The organism is Arthrobacter sp. A2-55, from assembly GCF_025548615.1.
Classification (GTDB): domain Bacteria; phylum Actinomycetota; class Actinomycetes; order Actinomycetales; family Micrococcaceae; genus Specibacter; species Specibacter silviterrae.
In genome coordinates, this window is record NZ_JAJLOZ010000004.1 from 65,516 (window position 1) to 92,165 (window position 26,650).

Here is a 26,650-nt window from a genome sequence, read left to right on the forward strand (position 1 = left end):
TGCACCCTTCGATCTTAGGGGGTGAAACGGGAAGGGTCCCGGCGACACCCGCCGGGACCCTTCATTTACCGGAACTGGCCGGCCCTCCAAACTGTTTAGCGGAACAACTTCCGGTTGGCCTTGATGGCGGCAACGTAGTTCTTCGTGTCGGAGAACATGCCGTGCACGCTGACCGAATACTGGCCCTGGTAGTAGCCCGCGATGGCCAGGTCCTCCGTCTTGGACGTCTGCAGCAGGGCGCGGATGATGGCCACGCCGGCCGTGACATTGTCCTGCGGGTTCAGCAGGTTGAGCTTGCGTCCCACCAGCCCGGAGGCCCAGTCGCCGGCGTCGGGAATGACCTGCATGGTTCCGATCGCGTTGGCGGGGGAGACCACCTGGTGGTTGAACCCGGATTCCTGCTGCGCGAAGGCCATTGCCAGCGACGGGTCCACGCCCATGCTCGCCGCCGTCCGTGCCACCATTTCCTTCATCTGGGACTTGGTGGGTGCCGGGGCTGCCAGCAGGGCCCGCAGGTTCTTGTTGGCGTCGGCGACGACGGCATCCGGGTAGGTGTAGTGCAGGAAGGTGTTGGGCACCGTGGGGGCGGCCGGCTGAATCGGGGAGACCGTGGAGGAAGCCGCGGAGACCCCGGGTATGGTCAGGGTCTTGCCGGCGAAGATGGTGGCGTTGACGCTCGACATCCCGTTCGCCTTGGCCAGGGCCGACAGGCCAACCCTGTGCTTGGCCGCGATTGCGGACAGCGTGTCGCCGGACTTGATGACGTATTTGGTGCCGGCTGCCGCCGGTTTGGGGGCTGCCGACACCTGGGCTGCGGGGGCGGCGTGCGCCGGGGCGCCCACCTTGATCACCTGGCCGGGGTAAATGATGGTGGAGGCGGTCATGCCGTTCGCTGCCAGGAGTGCCGCGGTGCCCATGCCGTGCCGGGCTGCAATGGCGCCCATCGTGTCACCGGCGACGACGACGTAGCTGGCTCCCGTGGAGGGAGCCGCCTTTGGTGCGGCCGCAGCGGGTGCGGGGGCCGCGGCAGCGGTGGCGCGAAGCTTCAGGACCTGGTTGGGATAGATGATGCTGGTGGCGCTGAGCTTGTTAAGGGCCAGCACGGAATTGGTGGAGAGGCCGTAGCGGGCGGCGATGGCGGAAACCGTGTCCCCCGGCACCACCTTGTGGGTGGCTGGGGCCGAAGGTGCCTGGGAGGCCAGGCGCGACGGGAGGGTGCCGGCAACGACTGCAGCGGGGATGCTGGCTGAGCGGACACTCTTGGCGACGGTGGCCATTCCGCCGTGCGTGACGGCCGTCGGCAGGGTCCGTGGCCCCGCAGGGAGGGGGGCCGCTGCCGCGGGCTGTGCCAAGGCCAGTGAGGAGAGCATAACGACGGGAATGGCGGCGGTCGCGACGGCCGCCAGTTGCTTGCCGCCGGCAGGTGCGGGCCGTGAGGGGCGGGGGGAAGTCATGGGTGCAGTCCTCTAGGTTCCGGTGCGGATGGTGCTAGTGGTATTGGTGTTACATATGTGACTAATGTGAATTTACACCAAATCTAGGCAATGCGCGCCCTAATGGGAAGACGCCTGCTGCAAAGTACATGGATGGAATTTGTTCGGCAGGGAATGGCCTGCAATTGCGTGCCCGCCCCAATTGTTGTCAATATCGCACGATTGCGGGCGGGCCGGACCGGAATTGGTGTGCGGCTCGCCAACATCTGTGGGAACCTTTAACGCGTGAGCAATGTAGAAAATGTAGTCAGTGAATGGTTGCCCCTGCCGGACGTGGCAGCGCGGCTTGACATCTCTGTCACGAGAGTCCATGCCCTTGTCAAGGACGGTTCCCTGTTGGCCGCCCGGGTGGGGGAGCGCAACATTCGCGCAGTGCCCGCCGAATTCTTTAGTGGCGGCCACATCGTTGAAAGCCTGCGGGGGACCATTACCGTCCTTCACGACGCCGGCTTTGACGACGAGGAAGCCATTGTGTGGCTTTTCACCCCCGATGATTCTCTGCCGGGCCGTCCCATAGACGCCCTGCACGAAGGGCGCAAAACCGAAATCCGCCGCCGCGCAGCCGCCCTCGGGTGGTAACAGCCGCCGGTGACGTTCTAGGACGTGCGGGAGACGGCGCTTCGGCCCAGTGCTGAGAGCGCTTTCCGGACATCAGCTGCAACGGGAAGGGCTGCGAGGGCTGCAAAGGCCGTGCTGCTCAGCCCGGAAATCATCTCTTCCGTCCGCGCCAGCGCCTGGGAATCGACCATGATGGCGCACAGCTTGGCAATTTGATCCTCGCCCAGGTCCTGCCGGCCCAGGTGCGAATCGACAAACCGCCTGTCGGCCTCATTGGCGCCGTCGATGGTCAACCCCACCAGCACGGTGCGCTTGCCTTCCCGGAGGTCGTCGCCCGCCGGTTTCCCGGTCTGGGCAGGGTCGCCAAACACGCCCAGGACGTCGTCGCGCAATTGGAAGGCTTCGCCCAGGGGTAGGGCGAACGCACTGTACCCTGCCAGGAGTTCGGTGCTGCCGCCTGCCAGCGCCCCGCCCAGCACCAGCGGGTGCTCGGACGAGTACTTGGCACTCTTGAACCGGATGATGGCGGAGGCGCGGGCCACGGCTGTCCCGTGGGGTTTGGACGGCCCGGACACCTCCTCGAGAATGTCCAGGTACTGCCCGGCCATGACCTCTGCCCGCATCAGGTTGAACACGGAGCGGGCCGGGCTGGCGGCGCCGGCGCCGATGGAGGCAAAAACCTCTTCGCTAAATGACAGGCACAGGTCGCCGGTCAAGATGGCCGCCGCATGGCCGAATCGTTCCTCGTTCAACGCCCAGTTGCGTTCCGCATGCAGGGTGCTGAACTGGCGGTGGACGCTGGGGCCGCCCCTGCGGGTGTCGGACCTGTCAATGATGTCGTCATGGATCAGGGCGGCAGCCTGAAACAGTTCCAACGCAGCCCCGGCCAGGATGATTTCGCGGGCACCGGCTCTGCCCCCCGCCCCGCGCCAACCCCAATAGGCCAGCAGGGCCCGCATGCGCTTGCCACCGGTCACCAGCGACCTGATGGCATCCACCAGGACCAGGGTGTCCGGGGAAATCCGGCCAAGCAGCGTGTGCTTTTCGTCCAGGAAGGATGTCAGTTCATCCGCCACTTCTGCGACAAAGGCTTCCTGCTCAACCGTGGTCGGGTCCTCCGTGGTCGCGGCAAATGCGCTCATGCTGTGGGAATCCTTGCTGTGTCTCGCCATGGGTGGAATCGGGAAAAGTGTTCGGGGTTACTTCAGGGACGCCGGCAATACGTTGGCGCCAACGGTAACCGTGGACGTGGAACCGGTCTGGACAACGCTGACCACCACATTCTCCTGCCCCGCGCCGCGCACAAATGTCTTCGAGGGCGTGCCATCCACCGCATCCCCGGGGAGGGCCGTAAACTTTTGGCCCGTGTAGACCTTGGTGTAATACGCCAGGACGTCGGCGGGCTTGGCCGTGATCGTGGCGGTCAGGGACGCGACGGACAAAGGGGTGCTCCGTTGCAGGCTTGATGCCTGGACCTGTGCACCCTTCATGAGGGGAATGAGCGTGGACGGGAAGCCGGCCACCAGTTCATTGACGGCGGATTCCACCGTGGGCTGTGCGCTGGCATCGGTGCTGGCGGCCGCGGTGGTGGCCGGGCCGGAGGCCGCACTGGTGGCAGTGGTGGAACCCGGTGCGGACGACGACGGCGAAACCGGGGCCCCGGAGCAGCCGGAAAGAAGCACGACGGCGGCCACGGCCGCGACGGCCGAAAGGTGCGACAGCCGCGGGGCCAAGGCGGACGCGCATTGGGTGCTGGCGGTGATCATGGCGATTTCCTTAGCTGCCGGGGTCGGTGCAATGGATCCAGACCAGTTTACCTGCGGGCGGTGGGTGGAATTGCCGGGGCCACTGTGTCAGGGCCCTTCACTACACTTGAAGTGTGGAGCAGCAACCTCGCCGTATGGCCATGCGCCCCGCCCGGGCAGAGCCCGGGGCGGGTGAATCGGCGCTGCGCCGGGACCAGGCCGGCAGGGTGCTGGACCAGTCCGGGTGCACCATCATGCACGTGGACATGGACGCATTTTTTGTCTCAGTCGAGCTGCGCCAGCGGCCGGAGCTGAAGGGCCGGCCCGTGATTGTCGGCTTCCCGGAGGGCCGTTCAGTGGTCCTGTCCGCGTCCTACGAAGCCCGCAAGTTCGGTGTGAGGTCCGCCATGCCCATGGCGACGGCCATGCGGATGGCGCCCACCGCCGTCGTCATCAACCCGCGGCACGGCCTGTACCAGGAGGTGTCGGCGCAGGTCATGGAACTCTTCAACTCCATCACCGACACCGTGGAACCTCTTAGCGTAGACGAGGCCTTCCTGGACGTGGCAGGCGCCCTCCGGCGGCTCGGCACGCCACTGGAAATTGGTGCGCTGGTGCGCCGCCGCGTGGCCGCCGACCTCGGCATCACTGCCTCAGTGGGCATTGCATCCTCCAAGTTCGTGGCCAAGATCGCCTCCACGCGGTGCAAGCCGGACGGCATGCTGCTCATTGAAAGGGACCGCACGGTGGAATACCTGCACACCCTGCCCGTCCAGGCGCTGTGGGGGGTGGGGGCCAGGACGCTGGAAACACTGCAGCGGCTGGGCATCTTCACGGTGGCGGATGTGGCGGCCACCCCTGTTGGCGTGTTGCAAAAGACGCTCGGAGCCGGCGGCCGGGCCCTCCACCAGCTGTCGTGGGGGATCGATCCCCGGCCGGTCACACCGGTGCGGACGGAGAAAAGCATAGGCGCGGAGGAGACCTTCGCCGTTGACACGTTCGACGACGACGTCCTCACCCGGGAACTGCTCCGGCTTTCACACCGTGTGGCGGCGCGGCTGCGCGAATCGCACCTTGCCGGGCGGACCCTGGCCCTGAAAATCAAGTACTCCGACTTTTCCACCATCAGCCGCTCCAAGTCCATGGGGGCCGGCCTGGACAGTGCTGGCCAGATTTACGCCGGTGCCGTGGCGCTCCTGCGCGCCCTGGGGACCCGCCCCCAAAGCGTCCGCCTGATCGGCGTCAGGGTGGAATCCCTGGAATCCATCGAGACCGCACCGCTGCAGTTCAGCCTGGACCGGCGGGATGACAACGGGCGAAATGCCGAAGTGGCCGGCGACGCCATCGCCGCCAAATTCGGCGCCGCCACGGTGGTGCCGGCCAGGCTGCTGGCAAGCCGGCAAAAAAAGCAGGGGCCGGGCCCGCGATAATGGCTTGCAGAAACCGCGAAAATCACCGAAAATGCGGCCCATCCGGTGTTAGCCAAATTACTTTTTGACAGTACGGAACTCCATGCACACCGCCGGGTTTCAGTTCCACAAAATCAAGCCTATTGTTAGTAGTGGGAGTTCGCTCGGCAACGGTCCTAGACCCCGTTGGCACCCTGCGGAGACCGGGGCATTTTTTGTCCGGTTTCCACCGTGGGGAACTAAATGGGACACCAAGGGCGTTAACGAGTTAAGACGCCCATGGCCCTGACCTGAAGGAGGTCGTCATGCCCCTCTCTGAGCACGAGCAAAGACTGCTTGACCAGCTGGAGCAGCAACTGCATGCCGAGGACCCGAAATTTGCCAATGCACTGGCATCGGACCCGGCCCACTCGCTGTCCACCCGGCACATTGTGATCGGCGTTCTCGTCCTGATCGTCGGCATCATGGTTCTGCTTGGTGGCGTTGCGCTGTCGCAGATCGTGGTGGGAATCCTCGGGTTCCTGATCATGGGCGCAGGTGTGTACTTCGCGGTGTCAAGGCCCAAGTTCAGCGGTGACCCGACGGCCCCCGCAAAATCCGGGTCAAAGCAGAAGAGCGGCTTCATGAGCAACCTCGAGGAGCGTTGGGAAGAACGCCGCCGCGAGCAGTAGCTGAGCCTGGCATCCTGATCAGCACCGGGCAGCCCCGGCTGTGGGCTGCCGGATGACGTGATTCTTGTCGCGCGGCGCCGTGTGACGGCCCCTCGAGGCGACATCGATATCCCCAAAAGGTCCCTTCGAGGGCCTTTTTGCGTTTAACAGGACCTGTTGCCGCCCGGGGCGCCCCTGGCCTTCCGTGCGCCGGCCCTCCACTTTCCACCACCGGCGGCCGTCCGGACCCAATATTGCGCCCCAAACGGGCCCCGCGGCCGGGCGGGGCGCGGCAGTGCGGCGAGCCCGGGGGGAAATGCGGCCGGCCGCGAAAATTTCCCTCCACCCCGGCAAAGGCGTCTGCTTCCCTGCTATGGCAAGGATCCGGCTGCCGACACGCGGGCCAATTGGCGCGCCATGTCGTTGACGGTGGAGGATTGTGGAGTAATGTGGAGCGCGTAAGAGGGAAATGGTGAAGGGTAGCTCGAAAGACCTTGGGGGAGAGGGCGGTGGGGGATGTTTCTGGGAACACACTCACCGCGCCTCGACGAAAAGGGCCGGCTCATCCTTCCCGCCAAATTCCGGGAGGAATTGGCCGGTGGACTTGTCCTGACCAAGGGGCAGGAACACTGCATTTACGTCTTCAGTGCCAGGGAATTTGAAAAGGTCCATGCGGACATGGTGGGTGCACCGATGCAAAATCGGCAGGCACGCGACTATGGCCGCATCCTTCTCTCCGGGGCATCTGATGAAGTTCCCGACAAACAAGGGCGTGTGACCATTCCGGCCACACTTCGCGCCTACGCAGGTCTCGACCGGGAGTTGGTGGTCATTGGGGCCGGCAACCGTGCGGAGATTTGGGATGCCAAGGCCTGGACCGAGTACTTGGCGGAACAGGAAAAGGCGTTTGCGGAAATGGATGAAGACGCCGTCCCCGGCACAAAAGCGCAATAGGCAGCACGCAACATCAGCTCCATGCACCACCAGCACCACACGACATGGGTTTGAACCATGGCGCGGCACGGACTTTCTTGAATGAGGTCTCCAGCCGCCCGGCAGTGTCAATCCTGGCTCACCTTCCCCGGAGCCAGGCGGGACAGGCCCGGCGCGGAGGGGGAGCTGGTTTAAGAACGGCGGCCACCCACTGATCGAGCACTGACCGCAGACCAGGCAATCCGGACATCAAGGTACTTATCGGAAATGGAGGCGTGATGACGTCGGAAGTTCCCACGCCACCCACCTCAGCCCGCCACACACCCGTTCTCAAGGACCGCTGCATCAACCTCCTGGCTCCCGCCTTCGACACCGCCCTCCAGGAGGGGCGCACCCCCTTCGTTATTGACGCCACGCTCGGCATGGGGGGGCACAGCGAGGCCATGCTCCAGCGGTTCCCCGAGCTGCACCTGATAGGCATCGACAGGGACACCGAGGCACTTGGCCTGGCCGGGGCCCGCCTGGCACCCTTCTCCGCCCGCACCGACCTGGTGCATGCCGTGTACGACGAGATCCCCGAAGTGCTGGGCAACCTCGGCGTGCAGCAGGTGGACGGAATCCTCATGGACCTTGGCGTGTCCTCCCTGCAGCTGGATGAGCGCGAACGCGGATTCGCCTACTCCTTTGACGCACCCCTGGACATGCGCATGGACACCAGCCGCGGACCCACGGCGGCCGACGTCGTCAACACTTATTCAGAAGAAGACCTGGTGCGGATCATCCGCAAGTGGGGCGAGGAAAAGTTTGCCGGCCGCATTGCCAACCACATCGTTGCTGCCCGTGACAGGAAGCCCCTCACGCACACCGGCGAACTGGTCGACATCATCCGCAACGTGGTCCCCGCCGGGGCCGCACGCACCGGCGGCCACCCGGCCAAACGAACATTCCAGGCGCTGCGGATTGAAGTCAATGAGGAACTGAGCGTGCTTGAGCGTGCCGTCCCCGCCGCGGTCGATGCGCTGGGCCTGCACGGTCGCGCCGTCGTCATGTCCTACCACTCGCTGGAGGACAAGATCGTCAAGGCTGTTTTTGCCGCCGGGTCACGTTCTTCGGCACCGGCGGGCTTCCCCGTGGAACTTGAAGAGCACAAGGCCACCCTCAAGCGCCTGACCAAGGGAACCGAAATTCCCACGGAAGAAGAAATTGCAGAAAACCCCAGGGCCGCGTCCGCGCGGCTTCGCGCAGTGGAAAAAGTGAAAGTTAGGAACCGCACATGAGCCAGCTTGCATTCCGCACGGTTTCAGCCACGAGCGGCAACAATGCCCGAGTGCTGCAAGGAGGGGACCCCCACCGCGAGGGGGGCAACCCGCTCCGCGGAACGGCTCCCAAGGCAGCAAGGCCCCGGACCCCGCTTTCCCTGGTGGTCTCGGTGCCGCGGCGGAACCGGACCCCGCTGGTGGTTTCCTTGTTTCTGCTGGTGGTGGCGGCGCTGTCGGCCGTATTGGTCATGAGTGTTTCGGTGTCCCAGGGACAGTACGAGCTGGTGGCCCTGAAGACGCAGCAAAGCAACCTGGAGAAGTCCAACCAGGCGCTGGAACTTGACCTGACCGCACGTGTTGCCCCACAGAGCCTCGTGGCCAAGGCTGCGGCCATGGGCATGGTGCCGGCTGCCACAACCGGCCAGATTGACGTGCGCACCAAGAAGGTGACAGGCAACCCCCAGCCCGCGTCGGCGGACACCAAGGGCCTGGTGGTCATTCCACCGGCCAACATGAACGCACCCCAGCCCGCCGCGGCCGCTGCCGCCGCCCCGGGCACGTCCCTCCAGGATGCAGCAGCCAAGGACGCCGCGGCCTCCCGCACGGATGCCCCCAAGGCTGTTTTGGGGGCTGCCCCGGCTGCCCCGGCGGCCGCGGCACCGGATCTCAATGGCGGCACCATCCCCGCTCCGGGGCAAAAGCACAGCTAAGGTGTGAGGGACACGGGCGGACCGCACCAGCCGCCCGGCAGGCGGGGGGACCGTCCAGCAGGCAATACATACAGGCAGCAAGGAAACGCAGTGGCAAAAGACTCCCCAAACCCAACGAACGGTGCACTTGCACACCGCTTGAACAAGGTGGGCCGGGGCCGGATGCGTGTTGGCTTCGTCGTCATGCTGGCCTTTCTCCTGGTCATCGCGGGCAAGCTTGTCATGATCCAGGGGCTGGATGTAGGCCATCTGGCTGAAGCGGCCGAGACCCAGCGGACGGTGGTGCAAAAGCTGCCCGCCGTGCGGGGAAAGATCCTGGATGCCAACGGCAAGGTGCTGGCCGAAAGCATCCTGCGCTATGACATCACGGTTTCGCAGGTCAACAGCTCCCTGTATCCGGAATACAAGCACGTTGACACCGCCAGCCAAAAAACGGTGACGTACACCCGGGCCGAAGGGCTGCAGCAGCTGGCGGACGTGCTGAAGCTGCCCGTTGACCAGGTCACCAAGGCCGCCACGGGCGACAAGACGTTCAATTACATCGTCAAGGACGTCAGCCCTGCCGTGGAGAGCCAGGTGGCGGCCCTGGGCGTGCCCGGCATCTATTCCCAGGCCCAAACCAAGCGCGTCTACCCCGCCGGCTCAGTGGGCGGCAACATTGTCGGCTTCCTGGGCTCGGACGGCACACCGCTGGCCGGAATTGAGCTGACCATGAATGACAAGCTCACCGGCAAGGACGGCTCACGCACCTACCAGGCCGGCAAGAACGGGATCATCATCCCCACCGCGCCCGTCAGGACCGTCCCGGCCGTGGACGGCCAGACGGTCAAGCTGACCATGAACCAGGACATCCAGTATTACGCCCAGCAGGCCGCCCAGGAACAAAAGCAAAAATACAGCGCCCAGTGGGCCACCATCCTGGTCATTGAGGTCAAGACCGGCAAGGTGGTGGCGATGGCCGACACCGACACCGTGGACCCGAACGACCCGGGCAAGACGGCCGCCGCCAACCGCGGCGCACGCTCCGTAAGCGCCGTCGTCGAGCCCGGCTCAACTGACAAGATCATGACGGTGTCCGGGGTGATGGACAAGGGCCTGATGAACCCCCTGACGCACATCGTGGTGCCGCCCACCTACACCGTGGACGGGGAAACATTCACCGACGCATTCCCGCACGGCACTGAGCAGCGCACCCTGGCCGGCATCATCGGCCAGTCCCTCAACACGGGAACGGTCATGGCGGGGGAGAAGATGACCCCGCAGGAACGTTATGACAACATGCGCAAGTTCGGGATCGGCCAGCTCACCGGCATCCCGCTGCCCGGCGAGAGCCCCGGCATTTTCGCCACCCCGGACAAATGGGACGTGCGCCAGCAATACACCATCCTGTTCGGCCAGGGCGTTGCCCAAACACCGCTGCAGACAGCAATGGTGTACCAGACAATCGCCAACAACGGCGTCCGGCTCAAGCCTCAGCTGATCGATTCCTTTACCGCAGCGGACGGCACCGTGTCCACGGTTCCGCAGGCACCGGGCATCAAGGTCATCAGCCCCCAGACGGCCCAGCAGGATCGGGACATGCTGGAAAGCGTCGCCACCATGGGTGACGCCCCGGATGTGAAGATCCCGGGCTACCGGGTGGGCGGGAAAACCGGCACGGCAGAGGCTCCGGCCAGCAACGGCGGGTTGAGCGGGTACACCTCCTCCTTCATCGGCATGGCGCCCATGGACAATCCCGAGTACGTTGTTGCCGTGACCGTCCAGCAGCCGCAGGGACTCATTTACGGCGTCACCCAGGGCTACACCTTCAACGACGTCATGGGCCAGGTCCTGCGCACCTACGATGTTCCGCCGTCCAGCACCCCGTCCGTCAAGCTTCCCCAGTTCTACAAGTAACCCGCGCAGAGCACGACACAACATGAAAGAAATTCACCCAGTGGAACAGCCCGGCCCCGGCCAAAATCCGAACCGCACCCCGCCCCTGAGGCCCGCCCGCCAGGTGCCCGTGGCGCTGGAGCGAATTGCCTCCGCGGCCGGGGCCAGCCTGCCCGCGGGCGGTTCCTCCACGTGGGTGACGGGCGCAAGCCTGGATTCGCGCAGCATCCTGCCGGGCGACCTCTACCTGGCCCTGCCAGGCGCCCATGTGCACGGTGCAGCCTTTGCCCGCCAGGCTGTCGCGGCCGGTGCCGTTGCCGTGCTGACGGACGACGCCGGCGCCCGCCTTGTCGGGGACGGTTGCGGTGTTCCCGTGCTTGTCTGTGCGGACCCCCGGGCCGTGACCGGTGCGGTGGCTGCCCTCGTCTATGGCACGGACCCGGCCGGCGGCGGGACGGGCATGGCGATGTTTGGCATCACGGGCACCAATGGCAAAACCACCACCACCTATTTCCTGAACTCCCTGCTCCGTGCCCTGGGAAAGGCCACGGGGCTCATTGGCACCATTGAGATCCTGGCCGGGGACCAGCCCATCCCCAGCAAGCTCACCACCCCCGAGTCCACCGACGTCCACGCCCTGCTCGCCGTCATGTCGGAACGCGGACTCGACGCTGCCTCCATGGAGGTTTCCTCCCATGCACTGGCCTTTGGCCGGGTTGATTCGGTGGTTTTTGACGTGGCCGGATTTACCAACCTGACCCAGGACCACCTGGACCTGCACGGCGGCATGGACGGCTACTTTGCCGCGAAGGCGCAGCTGTTTACCCCGGAGCATGCCCGACGCGCCGTGGTGACGGTGGACGGGCCGTGGGGGCGCAAGCTCGCTGAGACGGCCACCGTGCCGGCTGCCACCCTGTCCACGCTGCCGGGGGGAACCGCCGACTGGCGGGTGGCCGGCATTGAACGGATCGGCGTGGGATCGCGCTTTGAACTCCACGGGCCCGGCGGAGTGGAGTTGCGCGTAAAAACCGGCCTGCCCGGCGGCTTCAATGTCTCCAACGCCGCCCTGGCCCTGGCCATGGTGGCCGAGCACCTCCTCACCGAGAAGGACGACGGCGGCACGCATGACGACGGCGGCACCCGGCGCGCCGCCGTCGTCCGCGTGCTGCAGGCGGCCCTCGACGCAAGCGACCCCTTCACCCTCGACGTGCCGGGTCGCATGCAGCTGGTCGGCACCGCGCCCGTGGCCGTGGTGGACTTTGCCCACAACCCCGACGCGCTCCGGCTGGCGCTGGCGGCCATCCGCTCCGGCGAGCCCGGCTCCAGGGTCATCGTGGTCTTCGGCGCCACGGGGGAGCGGGATGTGACGAAGCGGCCCATCATGGGCGCCATCGCGGCCGAAAACGCCGACATTGTCATCATCACCGACGACGACCCCCATGACGAGGAGCCGGCAGGAATCCGGGCCGGGGTCCTGGCCGGTGCCGTGGAGGCCAACACCCGCCTCGGGCTGGGCCGGACCATCGAGGAGCACGGGGAGCGTGCGGCGGCCATCCACCGCGCAGTGGAGCTGGCCAGGCCCGGCGACACCATCCTGGTGGCCGGGCGCGGCCATGAGGTGCACCAGGAAGTCAAGGGCGTCAACGTGGCCCTGGACGACAGGGTGGAGCTGAAGCAGGCCCTGGCCCGCTATGGATTCCCCGTCGCCGGAGCCGGCAGGATAGAGTCATAAACCGAGATGATTGAATTTTCAGCGGCCGAGATTGCCGATTACACCAACGGACGGCTGTCAGCCGGAACCGACCCCAACTGCCTCATTGACGTGGCCCTCATCACCACAGACTCCCGCGAGGCCTCGCCCGGGAGCATGTATGTGGCCAAGGCCGGCGAACACGCCGACGGGCACGACTTTATTGCCGCAGCCTTCACCGCGGGGGCGGTGCTGGCCCTGTCGGAGCGTGAGGTGCCCCGTGGCGCTGGAGGATCCTTTCCAGCGGTCATCGTGGCCGACGCTGTTGCCTCCATGGGCCTCTTGGCTGCCGAGGTGGTGCGCCGCATCCGGGCCCATTCGCCCCTGACTGTCATCGGCATCACCGGCTCGGCCGGAAAAACAACCACCAAGGACCTGCTCGCCGGTGTGTTGTCACAGCTGGGCGACACCGTGGCACCAGTCGGCTCCTACAACGGGGAAGTGGGCGTGCCGCTGACGGTGTTCCGCGCTGTGGAGACCACCCGGCACCTCATCATTGAGATGGGGGCCACGAAAATGGGCCAGATCAGTTACCTGGCGGGGATCGTCAAGCCCGACATTGGCGTAGTGCTGTGCGTTGGGAGCGCCCACGCCGGTGAGTTCGGCTCCATTGACAACATCGCCACGGCCAAGGGCGAGCTCGTGGAGGCGCTGCCCGCAGGCGGCACTGCCATCTTGAACTTCGATGATTCACGGGTCCGCGCCATGGCACGCCGGGCCGGTGCGCCCGTCACCTTCTTCAGCAGCGCCGAAGCCGGCGGTTCCGCGCACACCGGAGGGGCCGGCGTCGTCAACGCCCTCAACGTCCGCACCACCGGCGGCCACCCGGAATTTGACCTGGTGTTCCCCGGCAGCGGGGAAAGCCACCCCGTGAGCAGCAAGCTCCTGGGGCTGCACCATGTGGCGAACCTGCTGGCTGCCGCCGCGGCCGCCCACGCGGCAGGCGCCGCACCCGCGGACATTGCCTCAGCCCTCAGCGCCCAGGGGCCCGCCAGCCGCTACCGGATGGAACGCACCGACCGCCCGGACGGCGTCACCATCATCAACGACGCCTACAACGCCAATCCGGAATCCATGCGGGCCGCCCTGCGCACCCTGGCGGAGCTGGGTGCCGGCGGAACCCGCCGCACCTGGGCCGTCCTGGGCGAGATGCTGGAGCTGGGCAGCGATTCCGTGCTGGAGCACGACGCCGTGGGCCGGGTGGCCGTGCGGCTGAACATTTCCAGGCTCATTGTGGTCGGCACCCCCGCGCGTTCCATGCACGTGGGCGCCGTCATGGAGGGCTCATGGGGGGACGAGTCGATGTTTGTCCAGGACGCCGACGCCGCACACCAGCTGTTGCTGCGCGAGCTGGCCCCCGGGGACATCGTGCTGGTCAAGTCCTCCAACGGTGCCGGCCTGCGCTTCCTCGGGGACCTGCTGGCAGCGGATCGGATAGCATTGCCTTCGGGGAAGGCGGAAACTGCGGGCGGCGCAGGCACAGGAATCGACCAGAGCACGGTTCAGGGCACAGTCCAGAGTAATGTTCAAAAAAACCCCGGCGAAAGGACCCCTCAGCCGTGATTGCATTGCTTATTGGCACCGGACTGGCACTGGCCCTCTCGATGGTCGGCACGCCCCTGTTCATCCGGCTCCTGGTCAAAAAGGGGTACGGGCAGATCATCCGCGATGACGGCCCCACCACCCATCAGATCAAGCGCGGCACCCCCACCATGGGCGGCACCGTGGTGGTCGGCGCGGTGGTCCTTTCCTACTTCATCACCCACCTGATCATTTGGCTCCTGAACCCCAATTCGCAGGGGCCCACCGCATCCGGGCTGCTCATGATCTTCCTCATGCTGGGCCAGGGCCTGGTGGGATTCCTGGACGACTTTTTAAAGATTTCCAACCAGCGCAGCCTTGGCCTGGACGCCAAGGGCAAGCTGGCCGGGCAGGCCGTGGTGGGCATTGCCTTTGCCGTCATGGCACTCGGCTTCCCCGACAGCTCCGGCAAGACGCCCGCCAGCACCTTCATTTCCTTCGCCCGCGACATCCCCTCCCTCAACCTGGCCTTTGCCGGTGCCGGGCTGGGTGTGGTGTTGTTTGTCCTGTGGTCCAACCTGATCATTGCCGGCACCACGAACGGCGTGAACCTCACCGACGGCCTGGACGGGCTCGCCACGGGTGCCGCCATCCTGGTCTTTGGCGCCTACACCCTGATTGGCCTGTGGCAGACCAGCCAGGGCTGCGGCGGCCGGAAGGTGCCCGCTGAAACCGTGTGCTACGAAGTCCGCGACCCGCTGGACCTTTCCCTTGTCGCCGTCATCATGTTTGCCGCGCTGATCGGGTTCCTGTGGTGGAACACCTCACCGGCCAAGATTTTCATGGGGGACACGGGATCGCTGGCCATCGGCGGGGCCATGGCCGGCTTTGCCATCCTCTCCCGGACGGAAATCCTGCTGTTCATCATCGGCGGGCTCTTTGTCCTCATCACCCTCTCCGTCATCATCCAGGTGGGCTTCTTCAAGCTGTCCAAGGGCCGCCGGGTGTTCCTGATGGCACCCCTGCAACACCACTTTGAACTCAAGGGCTGGGCCGAGGTCACCGTGGTGGTCAGGTTCTGGATCCTGGCCGGGCTCATGGTGGCCGTGGGGCTGGGCGCCTTTTACGCTGAATGGATTGTCCGACTGTGACACACACTGCACCCGCCTCCACCGCCGCCGCCGGGGCAGGCCGCCTGGCCGGCCTCACCAGCTGGGACGCCGACTGGGCCGGGCTCCGCGTGGTGGTCACCGGCATCACGAAGACAGGCTTCTCCGTGGCCGACACCCTCGCCGAGCTGGGCGCCCGCGTGGTGGTGGTGGCCTCCTCGCACGACGACGAGTCCCGGCGCGCCGCCGACACCCTTCGCATTGTGGGGGTTGAGGACGTCATCCTGGGCCGGGAATCCTCCACCGTGCTGCCGCTGGTGGGCGGTGAACCGGCCGAACTGGTGGTCACGAGCCCCGGCTACCGGCCCAGCCACCCTCTGCTGGCTGCCGCAGCCGACGCCGGCATCCCCATCTGGGGCGACGTGGAACTGGCCTGGCGCGTGCGCACCCGCGAGGGACGCAAAACCGCGGAGTGGATCACCATCACCGGCACCAACGGAAAAACCACCACCACCACCATGGTGGAACTGATGCTCCAGGCCGCCGGGCTGCGCGCCATCGCCGCGGGGAACATCGGCACGCCCATCCTGGACGCCGTGCGCGATCCGGAAGGCTACGACGCCCTGGCCGTGGAACTCTCCTCCTTCCAGCTGCACTGGATCCAGTCCCTGGAACCGGTGGCCAGCGCGTGCCTGAACCTGGCCGAGGACCATGTGGACTGGCACGGCAGCTTCGACGCCTATGCGGCTGACAAGGCCAAGGTCTACGCCAACACCAAGGCGGCCTGCGTCTACAACGCCGAACAAATCGAGACCGAACGCATGGTGGAAGAGGCCGACGTCCGCGAAGGCTGCCGTGCCGTGGGCTTCACCACCGGCTTGCCGGCCATCAGCATGGTGGGCGTGGTGGAGGGGCTCATCGTGGACCGGGCCTTCATTGCCGAACGCAAGGACTCCGCCGTCGAACTGGCCCATGTCAGCGACATTTCCGAGCTGGTGCCCCGGCACCTCGTGGCCAACGCGGCCGCCGCGGCGGCGCTGGTGCGGGCGTACGGGCTCACGCCGGAAAATGTGCGCGACGGCCTCATCGCCTACGAGAGCGGGGACCACCGGATCCAGCCCGTGGCCACCTCCGGCGGGGTCCTGTGGGTCAACGATTCCAAGGCCACCAACCCGCACGCAGCCGCGGCCTCCCTCTCCGCCTTCAAGCCCGTCATCTGGATTGCCGGGGGCCTGTCCAAGGGTGTCGAATATGACGAACTGGTCAGCGCCCATGCGGGCCGGCTCAAGGCAGTGGTCCTGATCGGGGAGGACTCCTCGGCCCTGGCCGGCGCCCTTTCGCGACACGCACCCGATGTGCCCGTCATTGAGACGGACAAGGGGCACACTGGCAGGGAAGGCGTGGCCGAAACGCCCATCTTCGGGGATGCCGTCATGGCGCAGGCCGTTGCCGCCGCCGCCCAGCTGGCGGAAGACGGCGACACCGTGCTCATGGCACCGGCATCAGCGTCGATGGACCAGTTTTCGTCCTACGCCCACCGAGGCCAGTCGTTCATCAACGCCGTGCGGGAGCTGTTGGAACGACGGGCGAGCGCCAACAAGGAGTCATAGTGGCCACTACGCCGGCAACCAGGGGCACCGCCCCCAAAGTGGCGCCCCCGTCCGGGCCCGCCCGCACCGCCACCAGCCGCTGGAAGCGCGTCCGCAACAGGGTCAATGCCCTGTCCGGACGGCCCAGCGCCTCCTACTACTGGATCATCGCCACCACTGTGGCACTGACCGCGGTGGGGCTCATGACAGTGCTCTCCGCATCGGCCGCCGAATCGATTTCGGCCGGCATTGACCCCTACTCCCTGTTCATCAAGGAGTCCATGTTTGCCGGCTTCGGGCTGGTGCTCATGATGGTCCTGTCCTTCGTGCCGCCGTCGGGCCTGAAGAAGATGGCCTGGCCCGCCCTGGGCCTGTCGGCGCTCCTGCTGATGCTGGTTGTCTTCACCCCGCTGGGTGTGAACATCGGCGGCAACAGGAACTGGATCAACTTCGGCAACTCCATCCAGTTCCAGCCCTCCGAGGCCGCCAAGTTGGCGCTGGCGCTGTGGATGGGCCTGGTCCTGTCCCGCAAGGGCCGGCTCATGGCGGACTGGCGGCACACGCTGCTGCCCGTGGTGCCCGTGGGCGGCATCCTGGTGCTGCTGATCCTGCTGGGGCATGACCTCGGCACCTCCGTCATTGTCATGGCCGTCATCGGTGCCGGGCTGTATTTTGGCGGCGGCAGCAAGCGTGTGCTGATTGGCGCGGTGGGCGTCGGGGTGGCTGCCGCCGTGGCCATGGCCGCCTTCAGCGGCAACAGGACGGCACGGCTCTCCGGCTGGCTGGGCAACTGCAGCGACGGCCAGGGCCTGTGCGACCAGGCGCAAAACGGGCTGTACGCGCTGGCGTCGGGCCGGTGGTTTGGCGTGGGGCTGGGGCAGAGCCGGCAAAAATGGAGCTGGATCCCCGAAGCCCACAACGACTTCATCTTTGCCATTCTCGGCGAGGAGCTGGGCCTGCTGGGCACGCTGGTCATCATTGCCCTCTATGGAGTGCTGGCCTTCGCCTTCTTCCGCGTCATCATGAAGCGCAACGACACGTTCGCCCGGGTGGTGTGCGGGTCCATCCTGGCCTGGATCATCGGCCAGGCCTTCGTGAACATAGCCATGGTTGCCGGGCTCCTGCCAGTGATCGGTGTTCCACTGCCATTGATTTCCTACGGCGGCAGTGCCTTGGTGATGGTGCTGGCGGGAATCGGCGTGGTGCTGTCCTTTGCCCGCACCGACCCCGCAAGCGACGCTGAAGCAGAAAGCGCATCGATTTCTTCATGACGAATACAGCAAACGCCGTCTCCCGCCCGGGCGGCCCCCTTTCCGTGGTGCTGGCCGGCGGCGGATCCGCCGGCCACGTCAGCCCGCTGCTGGCCATCGCCGCGGCCGTCCGCCGGGCCGTTCCGGAGACCGCCATTCTGGCCGTGGGAACGGCAGACGGCCTGGAAACACGCCTGGTGCCGGCCGCGGGCCATGAACTGGCCACCATCGCCCGGATACCGCTGCCGCGCAGGCCGTCGCCGGAGCTGCTGAAACTGCCCGGGCGCATGCGCGCGGCCATTGCCGACGGCAGGCGCGTCCTGACCGAGGCCGGGGCGGACGTGCTGGTGGGGGTGGGTGGCTACGTGTGCACGCCCATGTACCTGGCCGCCAGGCACCTCGGCGTGCCCATCGTGGTGCACGAGGCCAATACGAAGGCCGGGCTGGCCAACAAGGTCGGCGCCCGCTACGCCGCGCACGTGGGGACCGCCTTTGCCGCCACCAAGATCCGCGGCGGGCAGCTGGTGGGCATGCCCATGCGAGCGGCCGTGTCCGGGCTTGACCGCGCTGCGGCGCGCGCCGGTGCCCGCGAACGGCTGGGCCTGGACGCCGAAGCCCCCACGCTGATTGTCACGGGCGGCTCACTCGGGGCCCTGCACCTGAACACGGCCCTGGCCGGGGCCTTGGAGGCGCTGGCCGGCGCCGGCATCCAGACCCTGCACATCACCGGCCGCGGCAAGGCTGTCATGGCGGACGACGGCGGCCCCCTCACCGCCCCCCGCTACCGCCAGCTGGAGTACGTGGACGCCATGGAGGACGCCTATGCCGCGGCAGACCTGCTGTTGTGCCGCTCCGGCGCGGGGACAGTGTCCGAGGTGGCCGCCGTCGGGCTTCCGGCCGTGTTTGTTCCCCTTCCCGTGGGCAACGGCGAGCAGGCCCGCAACGCGGCAGGACTGGTGGCTGCGGACGCAGCGCTGCTGGTGCCCGATGCGCAGCTCAACGCTGCCTGGATCGAGGCGAATGTGGTCCCGCTGTGCCTGGACCCGCAGCGGCTGGCCGGCATGTCCTCACGGGCGGCGGGGCTGGGCATCCGGGACGCCGCGGAGCGCATGGCGGACATGGTTTTGGCGGCAAGCGGAAAGTGGCAGCAACAGTGACACAAACATCGGCAGCAACACCTTATGAGGCCCCCACCCTGGCTGAACTGGGCAGGGTGCACTTCATCGGCATGGGCGGGGCGGGAATGTCCGCCATTGCCCGCATCATGCTGGGCAGGGGCGTGCCCGTCAGCGGATCGGACGCCAAGGATTCGGCCGGGCTCGCCGCGCTGGCCGGTCTCGGCGCCTCCGTCCAGGTGGGGCACCATGCCGCCAATGTGGCCGGCGCGGACACCGTGGTGGTCTCCACCGCCATCCGCGAGGCCAACCCTGAACTGGCGGCGGCCAGGGCGGCCGGCCTGCGCGTGCTCCACCGCTCCCAGGCGCTGGCGGCGGCCATGGCCCAGGACACCGTGGTGGCTGTTGCCGGCACCCACGGCAAAACCACCACCACCTCCATGATCACCGTGATGCTCCGCGGCGCCGGGGTGGACGCCTCCTTCGCCGTGGGCGGCACCGTCCAGGGCCTGGGCGTCAACGCGGCGCACGGCAGCGCCCCGGTGTTCGTGGCCGAAGCGGATGAATCGGATGCCTCCTTCCTGAACTACCGGCCGCGGATTGCCGTGGTCACCAACATGGAAGCCGACCACCTGGACCACTACGGCACTCCCGAGGCGGTCTTCGCCGCCTTTGATTCCTTTGTGTCCCTGCTGCCGGCGGACGGGCTGCTGGTTGCCTGCGCCGACGACGCCGGTTCGGCCGCTCTGGCTGCCCGGGCTGCGGCTTCCGGAAAGCGCACCCTGAGCTACGGCTTCAGCGATGCGGCGGAGCTGCGCATAGTGGCTGGCTCGGGGGAGGGGCTGGCCACGGACACCACGCTGCTCCTGCCGCCCGCCGGCACCGCCTCCCGCAGCGTGCCCCTTCACCTGCAGGTGCCCGGGGACCACAACATCCGCAATGCCGCAGCCGCCGTGGCCGTGGCGCTGGAGTTGGGTGTTGACGTCGATGCCGCGCTGGCCGCACTGGCCACGTTCAGCGGTGCCGCCCGCCGATTCGAGTCCAAGGGGGAGGGGCGCGGGGTGCGGGTGTTTGACGACTACGCACACCACCCCACGGAGGTCACCGCGGCCCTCAAGGCCGCCCGCACCGTGGCTGCCGGACACAAGGTCCACGTGCTGTTCCAGCCGCACCTGTTTTCCCGGACCCGGGAATTCGCCGCCGAGTTTGCCCGGGCCCTGGACCTGGCGGACACCGTGGCCGTGCTGGACATCTACCCCGCCCGTGAAGACCCCATTCCAGGGGTGGACAGCACGCTGATCACCCGCCGCCTTGCCGCGCCCCGCGGCTACTGGCCGGACCCTGCGGCAGCCGTGGCGGCGCTTGCTGCCGCCGCTGCCCCCGGGGACCTGATCCTGACGGTGGGCGCGGGTGATGTCACGGCCTACGGCCCGGCACTGGTGGCGGCCCTGCAGGCCGGTCCCGCTGCGGCTCCCGGGACCTCACCCGCTAACGGCGGGCAGCATGGCTGAGCCGCGCCGCCCCCGCATCATCCGCACCCGGCCCGCCACAGGGCCCGACGGCGGCGCCCCCGCGGGTGCCGGTCCGGGGCCGAATTCAGGGCCCGAGCCCGACGGCGGCCACGTTGCCGCGGCTACGCCCTCCGCCGCCACGGCGGGCGGCAACACGCAGGCGGCCAGGCCCACCAGCAGCAAGGTGACTGTCACGCCGCTGGAACCTGATGCACCTGTCAAAACGGCACCTCGCGAAGCCGCACCTGCCAAAACCGTGACGGCCAAAACCGCGACGGCCAAAACCGCGCCGGCGAAGGCGCCCGGACGCCCCGTGGTGGATTTCGCCGCGCGCGCGAAACGCCCTGCCAAGGACGCCGGCCCGGTCCCGGACGGCAAACCTGAAAAGGGCGGGAAGAAGAAATCCGGCACATCGACTGGCCGCGGCGCCGGCGCGACAGTCCTGGCCTTTCCCACGCCCGCCCACAAGAAGCGCCGTCGGCGTGCCTGGATTGCCTTTTCTGCCGTGGCGGCCGTCCTGGCCATCGTCATGGTGGTGGCGTTGTTTTCGCCGGTCCTGGCCGTTCGGACCATCCACATTGACGGGCGCAAGCTGGTGGCGGAGAAGACGCTGCAAACAGCACTTGCCCCGCTGGTTGGCACGCCCCTGCCCCAGGTGACGCAGCAGGACGTAGACAGGCTGCTGGCGAAGGTGCCGCAGGTCAAGAGTTCGCGCATCGAGGCACAGCCCCCTTCGGCCCTGCTGGTCCAGGTGGTGGAAAGGGTCCCCGTGGCCCTGCTGAAGAACGGCAGCGGCTTCGTCATGGTGGACCAGGACGGCGTGGAACTTGGCACCGCCAAGGATGCCGCCTCGGCAGGCCTTCCGCTCATTGACGGGGGCCTGGCCGCCGTCTCAAAGGACACCTTCAGTGCCATGACCGCAGTCCTGGCGACCCTGCCGAAATCGGTGCTGGGCCGGCTGGCCAGCGCCACCGCAAAGTCTCCCGACGCCGTCGAACTTCAGATGGTGGACGGAAAGACCGTGGTGTGGGGGAACGCAGCGGACATGGAGCTGAAGGCACAGGTCCTGCAGGCCCTCATCGACGCCCCGGCACCCACCGTGGATCCGGGAAAGCCGGCCCCGCCACCCGTCCAGGTGTACGACGTCAGCACGCCGCGCTATCCTGTGACACGCTAGAGGGGGTGCGAACCGGTGCCACCCCAAGGTTTTTTGGCCGGATTCGCACGACACGCGGGGGCGGTTATTGCATGCGGCACCGATGCACCATAGCGTCACTGACAAGAGTTGGTTGACATAACTATAACCTTCAAGTTGAAGGTTAAGCTACCAAGGTTCAAGTGCAGCTTGAACCGCGGTGGCGCCAGCAGCACCCATGGAACTTACAGCAAGAAACGAACAAGGGACACGTAACGTGGCAGCACCCCAGAATTACCTGGCCGTCATCAAGGTCGTCGGCATCGGCGGCGGCGGCGTAAATGCAGTGAACCGGATGATTGACGTGGGCCTGCGCGGCGTTGAATTCATTGCCATCAACACGGACGCCCAGGCGCTGCTGATGAGCGACGCGGACGTCAAGCTCGACGTCGGCCGCGAGCTGACCCGCGGCCTGGGTGCAGGCGCCAACCCCGACGTCGGCCGCCAGGCTGCGGAGGACCACCAGGAGGAGATCGAGGAGGTCCTGCGCGGGGCCGACATGGTCTTCGTAACGGCCGGCGAGGGCGGCGGCACCGGCACCGGCGGCGCGCCCGTTGTGGCCCGCATTGCGCGCACCCTTGGCGCGCTGACGATCGGTGTGGTCACGCGCCCCTTCACCTTTGAAGGCCGCCGGCGCGCCACGAGCGCCGACAACGGCATCGAGGCCCTGCGCGACGAGGTTGACACGCTCATCGTCATCCCGAACGACCGCCTCCTCTCCATCAGCGACCGCAACGTCTCGGTCCTTGACGCATTCCGTTCCGCCGACCAGGTGCTGCTCTCCGGCGTCCAGGGCATCACCGACCTCATCACCACCCCGGGCCTGATAAACCTTGACTTCGCCGACGTCAAGTCCGTCATGCAGGGTGCGGGCTCGGCCCTCATGGGCATCGGCTCCGCCCGCGGCGAGGACCGTGCCGTCAAGGCGGCCGAGCTCGCCATCGCCTCCCCGCTGCTGGAGGCTTCCATTGACGGCGCCCATGGCGTGCTGCTGTCCATCCAGGGCGGCTCCGACCTGGGCCTGTTCGAGATCAACGAAGCTGCCCGCCTGGTGCAGGAAGTGGCCCACCCGGAAGCCAACATCATCTTCGGCGCCGTCATCGACGACGCCCTGGGCGACGAGGCCCGGGTCACCGTCATTGCCGCCGGCTTCGACACCCCGGACAACCAGCTCTCGGCGCCGGAGCAGGCGGCGGCCCCTGCCGCACCTCCCGTCCCGGCCGCCGTGCCGTCCTCCAGCGCCACGGTGACGAACCTGAACCAGTGGGGCCAGCAGCCTGCCAGCCACGTTCCCGCCGACGGCGGCTTTGACGTGGAACTGCCCGCCATCGTCGAGCCCGACCTGAGCGGACACCACGCCGATGAGCTCGACGTGCCGGACTTCCTGAAGTAGTTCCCGCCCGTCCAGCCGTGAAAGGCCAGATTGTCCGTGCAGTCGATGCCGCCCGTGCAGCCCCCGCAGTCCCTTGCGTGGTTTGCCGAAGAAGCCATCCCCGGGGTGTGGGTGGGCTTCAGCGACACCACCGCGGGTAACCTGGCCTTTCACGTCGGGGACGATCCCCGGCGCGTGGCAGTGCACCGCGCCGCCGTTGACGCCGGGCTGACTGCGCTGGTGGGCTCGCCCGTGCCGCTGCACCTGCAGTACATGGACCAGGTCCACGGCGCCGCCGTCGCCGTCATAGGCGGCCCCGCGCCACTGCCGGCGTTCCCGCCCCGCGGCCCGACGGCGGACGGCCTGGTTTCGCTGTCGGCCAGCCTTGCCGTCATGGTCGCCGACTGTGTTCCTGTGGTGCTTGTTGGGACCACCTCCGGCGGGAAGCCCGTGGTGGGAGTCGCCCACGCCGGCCGCCCCGGTGTGGAAAAGGGCATCATCGCCGCTACCGTGTCCGCCCTCCGTGGCGCCGGGGCATTGGACCTGCGGGCCTGGATCGGCCCCAGCGTATGCGGCCGATGCTACGAGGTGCCTGAGGACATGAGTGCCGCAGTCTCGCTGGTTGAGCCGGCCGCGCACGCCACCACGTCGTGGGGGACGCCTGCACTGGACCTCCCCGCCGCCGTAGCGGCCCGGCTGGCGGCTGCCGGAGTGGCTGCCCGCAACGTGGGCGCATGCACCCTTGAGCACCACCAGTTCTACTCCCACCGACGGGCCGTCCGTGACGGGGAGGCCGAGGGCCGCTTCATCGGCTTTGCCGCCATGGCCGCACCCGCTTCGACAACCGGCACAGCACCACAGCCCTGAAGCTGCCGTCCGGCTCCCGCACCACCGATCCGCCAGAAGGAACCCCAGCCATGACCACCTTGGATGCCCGCACCCGCCAACTCCAGGAAAGGTTGGCCGCGGTCGGTGAACGGATCCGGCTGGCCTCCGAAGCCGCCGGGCGTCCGGAAGCCCCGCCGGCCTTGATCGTGGTGACGAAGTTCCACCCGGCGACGGACGTCCGCAGGCTGGTGGGGCTCGGCGTGGCGGACGTGGGGGAGAACCGGGACCAGGAAGCCGCAGCCAAGGCGGACCTCGTGGCCGAACCGGGCGTGCGCTGGCACTTCATTGGACAGCTCCAAAGCAACAAGGCCAAGTCAGTGGCCCGCTACGCCCATTCCGTCCACTCCATCGACAGGGCGCAGCTGGTCAAGGCCCTGGGCCGTGCCATGGATGCGCAGCAGGACCTGAACGGCCGGGCCGCCCTGGAATGCTTCATCCAGGTGGACCTCTCCCAAAGTGCGGGCGGCACCTCCGGGACCACAGCGGAAGGCGGGCCGGGCGCGCGGGGTGGGGCGGCGCCGTCGGACGTTGACAGGCTGGCCGAGCTGGTGGCTGCCACGGACGGGCTCAGGCTGGCCGGCGTCATGGCCGTGGCGCCCCTGGGTGCCGACCCGGCACCGGCCTTTGGCCTGCTCGCTGAAATTTCAGCCAGGGTGGTGGCCGCCCATCCCGGCGCGGGCGCCATTTCCGCCGGGATGAGCGGGGACCTGGAGCAGGCCGTGGCCGCAGGGGCGACACACCTGCGTGTCGGTTCCGATATACTCGGTGCCCGTCCCCGCGTGCTGTAGCGTTTTGGGTGTTGGCAACAACGTGCATGCCCGTAAATCCCACCCGCAGCAAGCAGACTGATGAGGAGCTAACCATGGCTGGCGCTCTGCGCAAGACAATGATCTACCTTGGGCTCGCCGACGGTGACGAGCACTACGACGCTGAGCAGGCACCGCCGGTCCACAAGGCAGCCAACGCTGCCGTGGAGTTTGAACGGGAGGCCGTTCCCGCGCCGGCCGCCGTGGCCGAAACTGCCGCGCCCAAGGCCGGCGACGAAGAATACCGGGCCCCGGTAACCCCCATCAAGCGGGCCGCATCGAATCGGGAAGAGGCTGCAAGTTTGCGTCAGATCACCACTGTTCACCCACGCTCCTACAATGACGCGAAAATCATTGGCGAGAGCTTCCGTGACGGCATTCCGGTCATCATGAATGTCACGGACATGGGCGAGGCAGACGCCAAGCGGTTGGTGGACTTCTCCGCCGGACTTGTCTTCGGCCTGCGCGGTTCCATCGAACGCGTCACCAACAAGGTTTTTCTGCTCTCGCCGTCCTATATTGAAGTCCTGGGCGACGACAAGAAGCTCTCTGACACCCAGGCCAGCTTCTTCAACCAGAGCTAGCTGCGGTCCGCCGGAACGAATTGTCATTGCCCGGGCACTTTGTGCCCGGGCAATGCGTTATATAGGGTGTCAGTTAAAGCTCGGTGGAACCGAATATTCATTGGGCCGGTTGTTTTTGTTTCATCCTTCGACTAGGGAATGTGTCCGCGCGCGTGCCAATTGTTTTCGCTCTTCTCTACATCCTGCTTCTGCTCTACTTTCTGGCGTTATTGCTGCGAATGGTCTTTGACTGGATCCAGGTATTCGCCCGGGACTGGCGTCCGCGTGGCGCCGCACTGGTGGGCGCCTCAGTGATTTACCGGCTGACGGATCCGCCCCTGCGCAGGCTGCGCGCCATGATTCCGCCCCTGCGGATCGGCAACGTGGCCCTGGACATTGGCTTCCTGCTGCTGTTGGTGGTTGTGGGCATTGGGATGAGTGTCACAAGGAATTTGGCAATATAGTGCCGCGTCGTTAGTTTTCGCCGCTGAAAAGTTATATTGTAAAAGCGATAGAACCCAAGTGCAGATCGCTTGATTTGTATTCGGTACCGTAGTTGGGATGGCTTCGGCCCGCTCCCAACTCACTAAGACCAATGAGGTGACTAGATGGCGCTTACGCCAGAAGATGTTGTCAACAAGCGGTTCCAGCCGACCAAGTTCCGTGAAGGCTACGACCAGGACGAAGTGGACGACTTTCTTGACGAGATCGTCGTTGAACTGCGCCGGTTGCACCAGGAAAATGACGAGCTGCGCAAGAAACTTGCCGACAACACATCAAATGTCCAGGCTGCCCCCGCAGCTCCCGCACCGCTGCTTGAGAAGGTACCGGAAACGGCTGCTGAGCCCGTCAAGGAAGCTGTAGTCGAGGCCGCCCCGGCCAAGCCTGCTACCCCGGCTGCTCCCGTGGTCGAGGCTGCCCCGGTTGCCGCTGCTGCACCTGCACCTGCTGCCGCGACTGGCGTGGAATCCGCTGCCGGCGTCCTGGCCATGGCGCAGAAGCTGCACGACGAATACGTCAATGCCGGTGTGGAACAGCGCGACAAGATCATTGCCGAGGCCCAGATCGAGGCCAGCTCCTTGGTCAACGACGCCCAGGAGAAGAGCCGCAAGACTCTCGGTGCCCTGGAGCAGCAGCGTTCGGTGCTCGAGCGCAAGGTTGAGCAGCTGCGCGGCTTTGAGCGCGACTACCGTTCGCGCCTGAAGACGTACATCGAAGGCCAGCTCCGCGACCTCGATGCCCGCGGCTCCGTGGCTGCGCCGGACTTCGCCGACGGCGGATCCGAGTCCTAGGACGCATCCAGTCCTGGCTCCCAGGATTCGGGGCGGCGGTGTGGGGATACCCGCACC

The 26,650-nt window shown here is 66.8% G+C and carries 24 protein-coding genes; 21 read left to right on the top strand and 3 right to left on the bottom strand.

What is annotated here, in order from left to right:
* Positions 1 to 95: 95 nt before the first annotated feature.
* The gene (locus LPN03_RS02225) at positions 96 to 1,454 is read right to left on the bottom strand and encodes a LysM peptidoglycan-binding domain-containing protein (protein WP_165181228.1); all 1,359 of its coding nucleotides are present in this window, start codon (positions 1,452 to 1,454) and stop codon (positions 96 to 98) included.
* Positions 1,455 to 1,718: 264 nt separating this feature from the next.
* Between LPN03_RS02225 and LPN03_RS02230 the strand changes: the two genes are divergently transcribed.
* Positions 1,719 to 2,072, top strand: a complete 354-nt coding sequence (locus LPN03_RS02230; protein WP_262452922.1) for an Rv2175c family DNA-binding protein — start codon at positions 1,719 to 1,721, stop codon at positions 2,070 to 2,072.
* A gap of 17 nt (positions 2,073 to 2,089) precedes the next feature.
* On the opposite strand, the gene LPN03_RS02235 is transcribed toward LPN03_RS02230, so the two are convergent.
* Together LPN03_RS02235 and LPN03_RS02240 are read right to left on the bottom strand one after the other, a co-directional pair.
* Complete coding sequence (locus LPN03_RS02235) at positions 2,090 to 3,193, bottom strand: polyprenyl synthetase family protein (RefSeq protein ID WP_165181226.1); 1,104 nt, start codon at positions 3,191 to 3,193, stop codon at positions 2,090 to 2,092.
* Positions 3,194 to 3,250: 57 nt separating this feature from the next.
* Positions 3,251 to 3,817 (bottom strand): hypothetical protein, encoded by a 567-nt coding sequence (locus LPN03_RS02240; protein ID WP_262452924.1) that lies wholly within the window; start codon positions 3,815 to 3,817, stop codon positions 3,251 to 3,253.
* A 233-nt stretch (positions 3,818 to 4,050) separates the two neighbouring features.
* On the opposite strand from LPN03_RS02240, the gene dinB reads away from it, so the two are divergent.
* The 20 genes from dinB to LPN03_RS02340 all read left to right on the top strand — a co-directional run bounded on the left by dinB (position 4,051) and on the right by LPN03_RS02340 (position 26,593).
* Positions 4,051 to 5,226 carry a DNA polymerase IV gene (dinB, locus tag LPN03_RS02245; protein ID WP_262452971.1) on the top strand — a complete coding sequence of 392 codons (1,176 nt, stop codon included), beginning with the start codon at positions 4,051 to 4,053 and terminating at the stop codon, positions 5,224 to 5,226.
* 284 nt (positions 5,227 to 5,510) lie between these two features.
* Positions 5,511 to 5,876, top strand: a complete 366-nt coding sequence (locus LPN03_RS02250) for a DUF3040 domain-containing protein (protein ID WP_165181225.1) — start codon at positions 5,511 to 5,513, stop codon at positions 5,874 to 5,876.
* 495 nt (positions 5,877 to 6,371) lie between these two features.
* Positions 6,372 to 6,809, top strand: coding sequence for a division/cell wall cluster transcriptional repressor MraZ (gene mraZ / locus LPN03_RS02255; protein WP_165181224.1), 438 nt, complete (start codon positions 6,372 to 6,374; stop codon positions 6,807 to 6,809).
* Between the two features lie 257 nt (positions 6,810 to 7,066).
* A complete protein-coding gene (gene rsmH, locus LPN03_RS02260) occupies positions 7,067 to 8,065 on the top strand; it encodes a 16S rRNA (cytosine(1402)-N(4))-methyltransferase RsmH (RefSeq protein ID WP_262452926.1) in 999 nt (332 codons plus the stop codon).
* Positions 8,062 to 8,757, top strand: a complete 696-nt coding sequence (locus tag LPN03_RS02265) for a hypothetical protein (RefSeq protein WP_165181222.1) — start codon at positions 8,062 to 8,064, stop codon at positions 8,755 to 8,757. The genes rsmH and LPN03_RS02265 overlap by 4 nt, the downstream gene beginning before the upstream one ends.
* A gap of 90 nt (positions 8,758 to 8,847) precedes the next feature.
* A complete protein-coding gene (locus LPN03_RS02270) occupies positions 8,848 to 10,653 on the top strand; it encodes a peptidoglycan D,D-transpeptidase FtsI family protein (protein WP_306986448.1) in 1,806 nt (601 codons plus the stop codon).
* Between the two features lie 22 nt (positions 10,654 to 10,675).
* Positions 10,676 to 12,364, top strand: coding sequence for a Mur ligase family protein (locus tag LPN03_RS02275; protein WP_410468546.1), 1,689 nt, complete (start codon positions 10,676 to 10,678; stop codon positions 12,362 to 12,364).
* A 6-nt stretch (positions 12,365 to 12,370) separates the two neighbouring features.
* Complete coding sequence (locus LPN03_RS02280; RefSeq protein WP_262452928.1) at positions 12,371 to 13,945, top strand: UDP-N-acetylmuramoyl-tripeptide--D-alanyl-D-alanine ligase; 1,575 nt, start codon at positions 12,371 to 12,373, stop codon at positions 13,943 to 13,945.
* A complete protein-coding gene (gene mraY / locus LPN03_RS02285; RefSeq protein WP_262452929.1) occupies positions 13,942 to 15,054 on the top strand; it encodes a phospho-N-acetylmuramoyl-pentapeptide-transferase in 1,113 nt (370 codons plus the stop codon). The genes LPN03_RS02280 and mraY overlap by 4 nt, the downstream gene beginning before the upstream one ends.
* Positions 15,036 to 16,622: a UDP-N-acetylmuramoyl-L-alanine--D-glutamate ligase gene (gene murD, locus LPN03_RS02290; protein ID WP_410468547.1), complete on the top strand. Its 1,587-nt coding sequence runs from the start codon at positions 15,036 to 15,038 to the stop codon at positions 16,620 to 16,622. The genes mraY and murD overlap by 19 nt, the downstream gene beginning before the upstream one ends.
* Positions 16,622 to 17,872, top strand: coding sequence for a putative lipid II flippase FtsW (gene ftsW / locus LPN03_RS02295; protein WP_262452932.1), 1,251 nt, complete (start codon positions 16,622 to 16,624; stop codon positions 17,870 to 17,872). The genes murD and ftsW overlap by 1 nt, the downstream gene beginning before the upstream one ends.
* Positions 17,869 to 19,008: a UDP-N-acetylglucosamine--N-acetylmuramyl-(pentapeptide) pyrophosphoryl-undecaprenol N-acetylglucosamine transferase gene (locus tag LPN03_RS02300; protein WP_262452934.1), complete on the top strand. Its 1,140-nt coding sequence runs from the start codon at positions 17,869 to 17,871 to the stop codon at positions 19,006 to 19,008. Before ftsW ends, LPN03_RS02300 begins: the two co-directional genes overlap by 4 nt.
* Positions 19,005 to 20,477, top strand: a complete 1,473-nt coding sequence (murC, locus tag LPN03_RS02305; RefSeq protein ID WP_262452936.1) for a UDP-N-acetylmuramate--L-alanine ligase — start codon at positions 19,005 to 19,007, stop codon at positions 20,475 to 20,477. Before LPN03_RS02300 ends, murC begins: the two co-directional genes overlap by 4 nt.
* On the top strand, positions 20,470 to 21,654 hold the full coding sequence (locus tag LPN03_RS02310; protein WP_262452937.1) for a cell division protein FtsQ/DivIB: 1,185 nt from the start codon (positions 20,470 to 20,472) through the stop codon (positions 21,652 to 21,654). The genes murC and LPN03_RS02310 overlap by 8 nt, the downstream gene beginning before the upstream one ends.
* Positions 21,655 to 21,889: 235 nt before the next feature.
* Positions 21,890 to 23,065, top strand: a complete 1,176-nt coding sequence (gene ftsZ, locus LPN03_RS02315) for a cell division protein FtsZ (protein WP_165181215.1) — start codon at positions 21,890 to 21,892, stop codon at positions 23,063 to 23,065.
* A gap of 45 nt (positions 23,066 to 23,110) precedes the next feature.
* A complete protein-coding gene (locus tag LPN03_RS02320) occupies positions 23,111 to 23,911 on the top strand; it encodes a polyphenol oxidase family protein (protein ID WP_262452975.1) in 801 nt (266 codons plus the stop codon).
* A gap of 50 nt (positions 23,912 to 23,961) precedes the next feature.
* On the top strand, positions 23,962 to 24,720 hold the full coding sequence (locus LPN03_RS02325) for a YggS family pyridoxal phosphate-dependent enzyme (RefSeq protein ID WP_262452940.1): 759 nt from the start codon (positions 23,962 to 23,964) through the stop codon (positions 24,718 to 24,720).
* A gap of 74 nt (positions 24,721 to 24,794) precedes the next feature.
* A complete protein-coding gene (locus tag LPN03_RS02330; RefSeq protein WP_262452942.1) occupies positions 24,795 to 25,322 on the top strand; it encodes a cell division protein SepF in 528 nt (175 codons plus the stop codon).
* 152 nt (positions 25,323 to 25,474) lie between these two features.
* On the top strand, positions 25,475 to 25,765 hold the full coding sequence (locus LPN03_RS02335) for a YggT family protein (RefSeq protein WP_165181212.1): 291 nt from the start codon (positions 25,475 to 25,477) through the stop codon (positions 25,763 to 25,765).
* Positions 25,766 to 25,909: 144 nt separating this feature from the next.
* Entirely contained in the window at positions 25,910 to 26,593 is a 684-nt protein-coding gene (locus tag LPN03_RS02340) for a DivIVA domain-containing protein (protein ID WP_262452945.1), read from the top strand.
* The last annotated feature ends 57 nt before the right edge of the window (positions 26,594 to 26,650 follow it).

Bases quoted from the DNA above. Each gene is read 5' to 3' on its own strand.
- LPN03_RS02225 (WP_165181228.1), bottom strand. From the start codon at position 1,454: ATGACTTCCCCCCGCCCCTCACGGCCCGCACCTGCCGGCGGCAAGCAA.
- LPN03_RS02235 (WP_165181226.1), bottom strand. From the start codon at position 3,193: ATGAGCGCATTTGCCGCGACCACGGAGGACCCGACCACGGTTGAGCAG.
- LPN03_RS02240 (WP_262452924.1), bottom strand. From the start codon at position 3,817: ATGATCACCGCCAGCACCCAATGCGCGTCCGCCTTGGCCCCGCGGCTG.
- dinB (WP_262452971.1), top strand. From the start codon at position 4,051: ATGCACGTGGACATGGACGCATTTTTTGTCTCAGTCGAGCTGCGCCAG.
- LPN03_RS02250 (WP_165181225.1), top strand. From the start codon at position 5,511: ATGCCCCTCTCTGAGCACGAGCAAAGACTGCTTGACCAGCTGGAGCAG.
- mraZ (WP_165181224.1), top strand. From the start codon at position 6,372: ATGTTTCTGGGAACACACTCACCGCGCCTCGACGAAAAGGGCCGGCTC.
- rsmH (WP_262452926.1), top strand. From the start codon at position 7,067: ATGACGTCGGAAGTTCCCACGCCACCCACCTCAGCCCGCCACACACCC.
- LPN03_RS02265 (WP_165181222.1), top strand. From the start codon at position 8,062: ATGAGCCAGCTTGCATTCCGCACGGTTTCAGCCACGAGCGGCAACAAT.
- LPN03_RS02275 (WP_410468546.1), top strand. From the start codon at position 10,676: ATGAAAGAAATTCACCCAGTGGAACAGCCCGGCCCCGGCCAAAATCCG.
- LPN03_RS02280 (WP_262452928.1), top strand. From the start codon at position 12,371: ATGATTGAATTTTCAGCGGCCGAGATTGCCGATTACACCAACGGACGG.
- murD (WP_410468547.1), top strand. From the start codon at position 15,036: ATGGATTGTCCGACTGTGACACACACTGCACCCGCCTCCACCGCCGCC.
- LPN03_RS02300 (WP_262452934.1), top strand. From the start codon at position 17,869: ATGACGAATACAGCAAACGCCGTCTCCCGCCCGGGCGGCCCCCTTTCC.
- LPN03_RS02310 (WP_262452937.1), top strand. From the start codon at position 20,470: ATGGCTGAGCCGCGCCGCCCCCGCATCATCCGCACCCGGCCCGCCACA.
- LPN03_RS02320 (WP_262452975.1), top strand. From the start codon at position 23,111: ATGCCGCCCGTGCAGCCCCCGCAGTCCCTTGCGTGGTTTGCCGAAGAA.
- LPN03_RS02325 (WP_262452940.1), top strand. From the start codon at position 23,962: ATGACCACCTTGGATGCCCGCACCCGCCAACTCCAGGAAAGGTTGGCC.
- LPN03_RS02330 (WP_262452942.1), top strand. From the start codon at position 24,795: ATGGCTGGCGCTCTGCGCAAGACAATGATCTACCTTGGGCTCGCCGAC.
- LPN03_RS02340 (WP_262452945.1), top strand. From the start codon at position 25,910: ATGGCGCTTACGCCAGAAGATGTTGTCAACAAGCGGTTCCAGCCGACC.